The 8,967-nt window shown below is 75.9% G+C and carries 9 protein-coding genes and 1 pseudogene; 6 read left to right on the top strand and 4 right to left on the bottom strand.

From position 1 onward, the window contains the following. Positions 1 to 155 precede the first annotated feature (155 nt). The 3 genes and pseudogenes from ACWD4P_RS37040 to ACWD4P_RS37030 all read left to right on the top strand — a co-directional run. A complete protein-coding gene (locus tag ACWD4P_RS37040; protein ID WP_449782666.1) occupies positions 156 to 572 on the top strand; it encodes an Imm32 family immunity protein in 417 nt (138 codons plus the stop codon). 134 nt (positions 573 to 706) lie between these two features. After that, entirely contained in the window at positions 707 to 1,087 is a 381-nt protein-coding gene (locus tag ACWD4P_RS37035; RefSeq protein ID WP_449782665.1) for a hypothetical protein, read from the top strand. A gap of 71 nt (positions 1,088 to 1,158) precedes the next feature. Continuing rightward, positions 1,159 to 1,392 (top strand): annotated as a pseudogene (locus ACWD4P_RS37030) (ISKra4 family transposase); the annotation flags it as partial. A gap of 19 nt (positions 1,393 to 1,411) precedes the next feature. On the opposite strand, the gene ACWD4P_RS37025 reads toward ACWD4P_RS37030, so the two are convergent. Further along, positions 1,412 to 1,993 carry a TetR/AcrR family transcriptional regulator gene (locus ACWD4P_RS37025; protein WP_359827743.1) on the bottom strand — a complete coding sequence of 194 codons (582 nt, stop codon included), beginning with the start codon at positions 1,991 to 1,993 and terminating at the stop codon, positions 1,412 to 1,414. After that, entirely contained in the window at positions 1,990 to 3,135 is a 1,146-nt protein-coding gene (locus tag ACWD4P_RS37020; RefSeq protein ID WP_449782664.1) for a saccharopine dehydrogenase, read from the bottom strand. The genes ACWD4P_RS37025 and ACWD4P_RS37020 overlap by 4 nt, the downstream gene beginning before the upstream one ends. Before the next feature lie 38 nt (positions 3,136 to 3,173). On the opposite strand from ACWD4P_RS37020, the gene ACWD4P_RS37015 reads away from it, so the two are divergent. Next, on the top strand, positions 3,174 to 4,013 hold the full coding sequence (locus ACWD4P_RS37015; RefSeq protein WP_449782663.1) for an alpha/beta fold hydrolase: 840 nt from the start codon (positions 3,174 to 3,176) through the stop codon (positions 4,011 to 4,013). Between the two features lie 18 nt (positions 4,014 to 4,031). On the opposite strand, the gene ACWD4P_RS37010 is transcribed toward ACWD4P_RS37015, so the two are convergent. After that, a complete protein-coding gene (locus tag ACWD4P_RS37010; protein WP_359827756.1) occupies positions 4,032 to 5,729 on the bottom strand; it encodes a sensor histidine kinase in 1,698 nt (565 codons plus the stop codon). A gap of 403 nt (positions 5,730 to 6,132) precedes the next feature. On the opposite strand from ACWD4P_RS37010, the gene ACWD4P_RS37005 reads away from it, so the two are divergent. Together ACWD4P_RS37005 and ACWD4P_RS37000 are read left to right on the top strand one after the other, a co-directional pair. Next, positions 6,133 to 6,984 (top strand): universal stress protein, encoded by an 852-nt coding sequence (locus tag ACWD4P_RS37005; protein ID WP_359827747.1) that lies wholly within the window; start codon positions 6,133 to 6,135, stop codon positions 6,982 to 6,984. A 182-nt stretch (positions 6,985 to 7,166) separates the two neighbouring features. After that, entirely contained in the window at positions 7,167 to 8,174 is a 1,008-nt protein-coding gene (locus ACWD4P_RS37000) for an Acg family FMN-binding oxidoreductase (protein ID WP_449782662.1), read from the top strand. Positions 8,175 to 8,313: 139 nt separating this feature from the next. Here ACWD4P_RS37000 and ACWD4P_RS36995 read toward each other — a convergent pair whose 3' ends face one another. Then, a complete protein-coding gene (locus ACWD4P_RS36995) occupies positions 8,314 to 8,793 on the bottom strand; it encodes a copper chaperone PCu(A)C (protein WP_449782661.1) in 480 nt (159 codons plus the stop codon). Positions 8,794 to 8,967: the final 174 nt, after the last annotated feature.

The following is an 8,967-nucleotide window of genomic DNA, read 5'->3' as shown; positions in this document are numbered from 1 at the left end:
CGTCGGTCGCCAATGGCCCCCAGCCTCCGGCCGGGAGGTGCCCCCACCGCAGTGGCTCCCTCCTCCGCCTTGCGATGCACGCACCCCAACGCCGCACGCTGATCCGACGCCAATTGTCAGACACGCCCTAGGTCCTTTCCTTCGGGACCGTCGCGGTGATCGGTACGATCGACAGGTCGGAGGGGGATGCGGTGTTGCAGGTTCTGTACAGCGGGGACACCGGAGAGCTCGAGCTCTCCGGGACGCGTCAAGGACTGCTGGTATTCGGGCAACTGCTGCGAGGGCGGGCCGGGAGCTGTGGTCTCTCGGAGAACCAGCGCCCCTTTCCGTACGAGAGGTCGCTGTCCGGGATCGCGTTGCTGGAGGATCCGGAGCGGGCCACCGTTTCGATCGTCACGGAAGCCCGGATCCTGAGGATCCAGGGAGGTCGGGAAGCTCTCGACCTCTTCGCCGAGAACGTTGAGAGTTTCGCCTCCGAGGCGGATGCGAGCGATCATTGCCACGTCGACTTCCCGACATGCGACTACATCGCGCCGGAGTCGGACCCACTGGTGATGGCGTTCATGAAGTAGGCGGAGGACCTTCGGCCGCACCGCGGTCGAGCACGTGGGCTTCAGCGCGGGAGAGCGATCGCGGGCCCGCTGTTCGGCCAGGACATGCGGCTCGCACGGCAGGCGTCGTCATACCTCCTCGGTACCCTCGCGGCATGAGCGTCTCTCTCTACTACCGCGCGAGCCGGGCGGTGCCGTTGACGAAGGCCGAGACGGCCACTGTCGAGCGGATTGTCGCCGCCCGCATGTCGTCCTTCCCGTACCAGGACGAGGAGGGCCTCCACCTGTACGACGGCTCCGGCAGCGAGCCGGGCGAGGTCGTGGCCGGGTCCACGAAGATGCCGTTCGATCCCAGCAGCGCACTGCCGGTGATCGCCCATGTGCTGGACGCCGTGACCGAGTTGCGCCGTTCCCTGCCAGGAGCGCGGTGGCACGTGCACCTGGACGACCTCGATGTCCCCTGGGACGAGAACGACGGATACGTCTTGCCGGGCATGCGGGGCGGTGGTCTCGCCACCGGGCCGGGCACCCCTTGAGAGCGCTGCCCGGGGCCGCCGGTGAGGCCGGTACCGGACCCGGACACCGCTCCCGGGCAGCCGTGCGACGAGTGGTCCAGGCGGACGGCAAGGGCGTGGTCATGCGCCCGAGGCCCTGCGCGAAGCCGCCCGCCGGGCTGCCGCGAAGGCCACCGCCGGCCGTCGTGGCCGGCTCGCGCCGGGCGAGTAGCCGAACCGGGAGCGGATGGCGGCCGTGGCGTGCGTCGTCGACACCCGTCCTGCCGGTCGTTCCCGGGGGCGCTAGGCCCGATCCGGGCCGACCGGCAGGCCGCCCCCCGCCCCCCGCCCGGGCCTCCGGTACGGTCACGGGCCGAGCAACGCCCGGGCCGTGCGCAGGAGTTCGGCGTCCGCGGCCGGGTCCGGGAGGCCGGCCAGCCCGGAGCGGAAGAGCGAGGCGCCCTCGATCAGCATGATGAACACCCGGGCCCGGGCGTGCCGTTGCTCCTCCGTCAGGGCCGGGTGGCGTTCGGCGAGGAAGCAGGCGACGAGCTCCCGGTAGCGGTCGTAGAAGGCCCGGACGGCGGCGGCCACCGAGGGGTCCCGGGCGGCCAGTGCCCACAGTTCGGCGAACAGCCGGACCAGCCGGTCGTCCTGCTGCTCGGCGAGGAGTTCGCGGAGCGGGGCGTCCTCCTCGCGGGCCGGGTCGAGCAGCGGGCCGAGCCGTTCCACCGAGCGGCCGAGGACGCGTTCCAGGACGGCGGCCACCAGCTCGGCGTGGGTCGGGAAGTAGTGCTGGAGGTGGCCGAGGCGGACGCCGGCGGCGCCGGCCACCGCCCGCATGGACAGTTCGCCGCCGCCCGCGGTGACCAGCAACTCCTCGGCGGCGTCCAGGAGTTGCTCCCGGCGCTGGGCACCCTTGCCGCTCAGGCCCCGGACGCTGCTCATGCCGCCTCCCCGGTGCCGGGCAGCCCGTCGGCGGAGGTGACCGTGACGGTGACGTCCAGCGCCGCGAGGTCCGCGAGCACCTGCCCGGGGAGCGGGGTCTGCTCGGGGAAGGCCACTCCGGCGGGCGGTGGGGCGCCGTCGGTGCCGAGGGCCCGGCGCAGCGCGAGCAGGGCGCCGACGGCGGTGAGCCGGGCCTGGCCGGCCCGGTCCTCGACGGTGGCGGTGAGGGTGCGCCCGCCGTGGCCGACGTCGGTGCGCAGCAGGGCGGTGCCGCCCTCGCCGGGGGAGTACAGCAGGGCGCGGCGGGCCGGTTCCCAGCGCTCGCCGCGGCCCCAGCGGAACAGTCCGGCGTGCCGGGCCGCCAGCAGGGCGGTGGTGGAGGAGCGGGAGCTGAAGCCGATCCGGGTGGTGGCGGTGGTGGCGCCCAGGGTGAGGGGGAGGGTGAACTGCTCGGGGGTGTCGATCCCGGCGACCAGGGTCGGGGCGTCGCCGATCCGGACGGTGCGGGGGCGGCTGAGCGGCGCGACGGAGCGGCGCCGGCCGTCCTGCACCACCTCGTAGTCGAGCCCGAGGCGGTCCATGAACTCCACCGAGTCGGCGCCGGCCCGGTCCGCGAGGTCCCAGCGGATGGCGGTCTCGATCCGCTCGGCACCGCCGAGGCGGTCCGCCAGGGCGGCGGCGACGAGGCTGGTCACCCCGCCCATCCAGGCGGAGGAGAGCAGCACCGGGGCGGTCGGGCGGAGCAGGGCGGCGAGGGTGGCCGCGCGCTGGAGCCGGGCGGTCCAGCGGGTGACGTCGACGTACGGGACGCCCGCGCGGACGGCGGCCCGCAGCACCCGGTCGTCCGGGTCGTTGACCACCCCGACCACCGCGCGGACGGCGGCGGTGAACGGCTCGGGGTCGGTGAGGTCCCAGCGGCGGGCGGTGGCGTCGTCCAGTTCGTCGGCGAGCGCGGCGCCGCGCCGTTCGGAGCGGCCGGTGAGCAGCAACGGCCAGTCGGGGGAGGCGAGTCGGGCGAGTTCGGTGCCGACGGTGCCGTAGCCGCCGACCAGCAGGACGGGGCCGTCGGGGTTGTGGCTGAGGCGGTCGGAGGGGAAGGTGGGGTGTGCGGGGAGGCCTTCGGGGCCGGGTCCGGTGCTCATGCAGACAAATATAGGTCACTCGACCTAAAATTGTCGTCATGACTGAACCCGCCGTTACCGGTTCCCTTGACGACCTGCGTTCCTTCGACAGTGGCCACGGCCGCCTCGCCTACCTCGACGCCGGTACGGGCGAACCGGTGGTGCTGCTGCACGGCGGCCTGCTGGACCACCGCAGCTGGGCGGACCAGCTCCCCGCCCTGCTCCCGCACCACCGGGTGATCGCGCCGGACACCCGCGGCCACGGCGCCTCCGACAACGCGAGCCGGCCCTTCCGCCCCGCCGACGACCTGGCGGACCTGCTGCGCCACCTCGGCCTCGGCCCGGTGACGGTGGTCGGGCTCTCCATGGGCGGGACGATCGCCCTCGACCTGGCCCTCGAACACCCCGAGCTGGTCCGCGCGCTGGTGATCAGCGGCAACGGCACCGGCGAGTCCGAGTTCGGCGACCCGTGGCTCGGCGAACTGCGCGACGAGCAGAACGCCGCGCTCGCCGCGGGCGACGGCGAGCGCTGGCTCGATTCCTTCACCCGCCTCGCCTCCGGGCCGCACCGCGGCCTGGAGGAGGTCGACCCGGAGGTGGTGCGCCGGCTCAAGGAGATGACCCGCAACACCGTCGCCAAGCACACCCCCGACGACCCCCAGTACCTGGTGCCGGTGACCGGCACCTGGAAGCGGCTGACCGGGATCACCGTCCCGCTGCTGGCGATCAACGGCGGCGTCGACTCGGTGGACCACATCTGCCTGGCCGAACGGGTGGTGCGCACCGTCGTCGACGGCCGCGCGGTGATCGTCGAGGGCACCGGGCACTACCCGAACATGGAGCGGCCGGAGGAGTTCAACGCCCACCTGCTGGGCTTCCTGGGCGCCCTGCGGGCCTGACCCGCCCGGGGCGGCGGCTCAGGACCCGATCGGGGCCTCCCAGGCCAGCCGGGTGCCGCCGCCCTCGGCCGGGTCGACGGTGAAGGTGCCGCCGACCCGGTCGGCGCGCTCGGCCAGGTTGCGCAGCCCGCTGCGCCGCCCGCCCTCGGGCACGCCGACGCCGTCGTCCGTCACCGTCAGCACCACCCGCCCGGCCAGCGCGCGCAGCGTCACCTCGACCCGCGACGCCTTCGCGTGCCGGACGGCGTTGCTGAGCGCCTCGGCGAGCACCGCGACCACGTGCCCGGCCAGCTCCTGCGGCACGTCGGTGTCCAGCAGGCCCTCCATGCTCAGCCGGGGCGCGAAGCCGAGCGGCCCTTGGGCCTCGGTGACCACCCGGGTGGCGCGGGCGCGCAGGCCGCGGTCCGGCTCGCTGTGGGCGCGCAGCCCGAAGATGGTCGAGCGGATGATCTTGATGGTCTCGTCCAGGTCGGCCACCGCCCGGGCCACCCGGTCCGCCGCGGCCTGGCTCTCGATCAGCCGGCCCGCGCTCTGCAGCGTCATCCCCGTCGCGAACAGCCGCTGGATCGCCAGGTCGTGCAGGTCCCGGGCGATCCGGTCGCGGTCCTCCAGCAGGTTCAACTGCTCGGCGTCGCGCCGCCGTTCGGCCAGCTCCAGGGCCAGCGCGGCCTGGTCGGCGAAGCCCAGCAGTGGGCCGGTCTCCTCCGGCCCGAAGGCCGGCTCCCCCTGCGCCCGGGCCAGCAGCAGCACGCCCCGGCCGTACCCGGCGCCGGTGCCCAGCGGCACCGCCACCGCCGCGCCCAGCCCGTCGAAGCGGCCCGCCGGGCCGGCCGTGAACCGGGGGTCGCAGGCCAGCTCGTCACTGGTGGCCGGCGAGCCGGAGGCGTACGCGGCGCCGGACAGGGTGCCGTCCACCGGCACCGTCACGCCCAGCCGCGCGGCCGGCGTGCCGCCCAGTGCGACCTCCACCGTCAGCTCCTCGGCCCGCTCGTCCGGACCGGCCAGCGCCACCGAGACGTCCGCCAGCTCGGCGCCCGAGATCTCCCGGGCCCGGCGGGCGATCAGCTCGACCACCTCCAGGCGCGGCGCCCCCGACAGCAGGCTGCGGGTGATCTCGGTGCTCGCCCGCAGCCAGCGCTGGCGCAGCTGCGCCTCCTCGTACAGCCGGGCGTTGTCGATCGCCACCCCGGCCGCGACCGCCAGGGTGGCGATCACCGCCTCGTCGTCCTCGTCGAAGTCCAGCCCGCCGCGCTTGTCGGTCAGGTAGAGGTTGCCGAACACCTCGCCGTGCACCCGCACCGGCACCCCGAGGAAGGTGTGCATCGGCGGGTGGTTCGGCGGGAAGCCGACCGAGGCCTGGTGCTCGGACAGCACCGGGCAGCGCAGCGGCCGCGGCTCGCGGATCAGCTCGCCCAGGATGCCCCGGCCCGACGGCGGGGGGCCGATCTCGGCTATTTCCTCCGCGGTCAGGCCCACCGTCAGGAACTGCGACAGGGTGTGCCCGTCCGGCCCGATCACCCCGAGCGCCCCGTACCGGGCGTCCACGAGGTCGGCCGCGGCCTCCACGATCCGGTGCAGCGCCTGCGCCAGGTCCAGCTCGCGCCCGACCGCCAGCACCGCCTCCAGGAGGCTGTGCACCCGGTTCTGGGTGCCGCGCGCCGCGTCGATCCGCCACTGGAGCTCCTCCAGCAGCTCGTCCAGGCGCAGCCGTGGCATCCGCGCGCCGCCACCCGCCGCGCTGCCGTCCGCTCCGCCCACCGCTGTCCTCCTCGTCGTCCTGCCCTGAGTCCTGCCCCGACCGGCCCGTCCACCGTCCGGACGCGCCCCGTCCGCCCGGCGGACGGCCGTCCCCGCCGGCCCGGTCCGCCCCGGGCGGCGTCACCAGCGGGATTGCCGTGTTCACGGTAGTGCCCTGGTGCCTGTGGTGAGGACGGCGGGGTCGGCCGTAGGCTCCGACGGGCGGGCCTTTCGTCCCGCCGCGCAGGGTCCTGCGGCCTCTGCCGCCGGGCCGCGCGTCACTGCCAGGGTGGGGGAGGAGCGGACGGGGCGTCAGAGCGCACCGCGGCCCGCACCGAACCGCCGAGCGTCGACAGCGTGTCGACAGTGTGGAGGAACAGTCATGACGTCAACCGTGCTGGCCGGGGTCGACGGCTCGCCGCAGAGCACCGCGGCGGCCCACTGGGCGGCGGCCGAGGCGGTACGCCGGGGCGCCACGCTGCGCCTGGCGCACGCCTGGCCGTGGCTGACCGACGGCGTCTCCTCCTTCGCCGAGTCGGACGACCTGCCCGAGGCCGTCCGCCGCACCCTGGCCGAGGCCGCCGAGGACGTCCGCGCCCTGCACCCGGACCTGACCGTGGAGACCGACGCCGTCCTGGACGCGCCGGTCGACGGCCTGGTGGCCGCCGCGGCCGAGGCGGACCTGCTGGTGCTCGGCTCCCGCGGCCGCGGCGGCTTCACCGGGCTGCTGCTGGGCTCGGTCAGCATGTCGGCGGCCGGGCGCAGCACCGTGCCGCTGGTCGTGGTGCGCGAGGAGGGCGAGGGCGGCCGGGGCGAGGTGGTGGTCGGCGTCGACGCCCACAACCCGGAGGCGGAGGTGCTCGACTTCGCCTTCCGCGAGGCGGCCCTGCGCGGCGCCCGGGTCCGGGCGGTGCACGGCTGGGACCTGCCGCCGGTGTTCGGCTACGCGGGCGGCGCCGTCCCGGCCGCCGAGCTCGGCCAGCTGGAGGCGCTGGAGGCCGAGCTGCTCTCGCTCGCCCTGGCCGGCCCCCGCGAGCGGCACCCCGACGTCGAGGTGGTCGAGGACGTGCAGCTCGGCGCCGCCCGCGCCCTGGTCGAGGCCTCGGCCGGCGCCGCGCTGGTCGTGGTCGGCCGGGGCCGTCGCCCGATCGAGTTCGGCCCCCGGCTCGGCCGGGTCGCGCACGCCGTCCTGCACCACGCCGAAGCCCCCGTCGCGGTCGTCCCGCACGGGTGACGGACGGCCCGTCCGGTGGATCTGCCCCCGTCTCCTGTCCACCGGACGGGCTCCAGGACGGGCCCAAGGGCCCTGTCCCCGGCGTGCCTCGGGCGCGCACGCTCGGAAGCAGCGGGAACTCCGGACGGGTGCGCCCGCCCGGGAGCGAAGCCGAAGCCCCGCGGTTGAAGGAGTGGATCGCCATGACGCTCGACCCGGCTCTCACCCAGATGCTCGGCGCGGCCGACCTGCGCCTGCTCGCCGCCGCCGGCGGCGCGGCGCCGTCCCTGCACAACAGCCAGCCCTGGCGCTTCGTGCCGACCCCGGACGGGCGCGGGCTCGCCGTGTACGCCGACCCCGGGCGCTCCGTGCCGCTGGCCGACCCGGCCGGCGCCGGGGCGCACATCGCGGTCGGCGCGGCCGTGTTCAACCTGCGGGTGGCGGCCGGGCAGCTGGACCGGGAACCGCTGGTCCGGCTGCTGCCGGACCCCGCCGACCCCGAACTGCTCGCCGTGCTCGACCTCTCCCGCCCGGCCGCCGCGCCCACGCCCTTCGGCCGTGACCTCTACCCCGCGATCGCCGCCCGGCACTCCAGCCGCGAACCCTTCACCCAGCGGGACGTGCCCGAGGCGGTGATCGGCGAGCTGATCGACGCCGCCGGCGCGGAGGGCGTCACGCTGGCCGCGCTGGAGGAGGAGGGCGTACGGCGGGTGCAGTCGCTCACCGCCGAGGCCGAGAGCCGCAACACCGCCGATCCGGGCCGCAGCGCCGAGTCCCGGTCCTGGCTGCGGCCCGACGACGGCACCGCCGAGGACGGCATCCCGCGGGCGGCGCTCGGCCCCCAGGACCACGACGCCCGGGTGCCGATGCGCGAGTTCGGCGGGCGCCCGCCGCAGGCTCCCGCGCAGCCCTCCCGGCGCTTCGAGGCGCTGCCCCAGCTGTGCACCCTCAGCACTCCCGGCGACGGCCCGCCGGACTGGCTGCGCACCGGGCAGGCGCTGGAGCGGGTCTGGCTGCTGGCCACGCTGCACGGCGTCCGGCTCACCGTCTGGCACCAGGCGATCGAGTGGCCGGACACCCGCTGGGCGCTGCGCGACCCGGCCGGCGGGCCGGGCCACGTCCAGCTGGTCCTGCGGGTCGGCTACGGACCGCCCGGCGCGGCCACCCCGCGCCGGGCGGTCGAGGAGACCCTCGGGGAGCGCCCCGCCTGAGCCGTGGCCGGGCCTTCCCCGCGCGGGCTTCCCCGGGGCTTCCCCGCTCCCACCTCCCCCGGCCCGGGCCTTTCCCGCCCGGCCCCCGCCGACCGGTCCGCATCGCGGGCCGGTCGGCGCCGCTCTTCCGCGCGGCCGGTCAGCGCGGCCGCTCGGCCGCCGGCAGCACCTGCGCGCCGAGCCGCAGCGGCGGGCTGTGGCGGAACGTGAGGGTGAACTCCACCCACTGGCCGGCCCGCAGCGGTGGCGGGTCGGCGATCACCAGGTCCGCGTCCTCCGGCGTCATCCGCAGTTCGCCGCCGCCCGGCACCGGCAGCGCCGGGGTCAGCTCCCAGCGGCCGGCCGCCCCCTGGTGCAGATGCCGTTTCGGGGTGACGCTGCCACCCAATTCCCAGCTGGCGCCGGTCAGTTCGTCGGGCACGTCGCCCGGGTTGCGGATCGTGAAGAAGGCCGCCGTGGCGGAGCCGGCCCCCGCCGTCGGCAGCAGGACCCAGCCCGGCGAGGCCTCCACCGGGCGGGCACGGCCCGCCCAGCCGAAGGCCGACCACCCGGTGAGCAGGACCAGGGCCAGCGCCGCCGCGCCGACCGGCGGGCCGATCACCCTGAGACGTTCGGACACCCTGAGACGCTCGGACACCTTGAGACGCTCGGACACCTTGAGACGCTCGGACACCCCGAGACGTTCGGACACCCTCACCGACGCCCTCCGTGGTTCTTCCCGCGCCCCGGCTCCCAGGTGCGCAGCCGAAGGCTGTTGCCCACCACGAGCAGCGAGCTCAGCGACATGGCGACC

It is taken from the genome of Kitasatospora sp. NPDC002543 (assembly GCF_053594915.1).
Note: the sequence above shows the minus strand (reverse complement) of the source record. Positions and strands in the feature narration are given on the sequence as shown.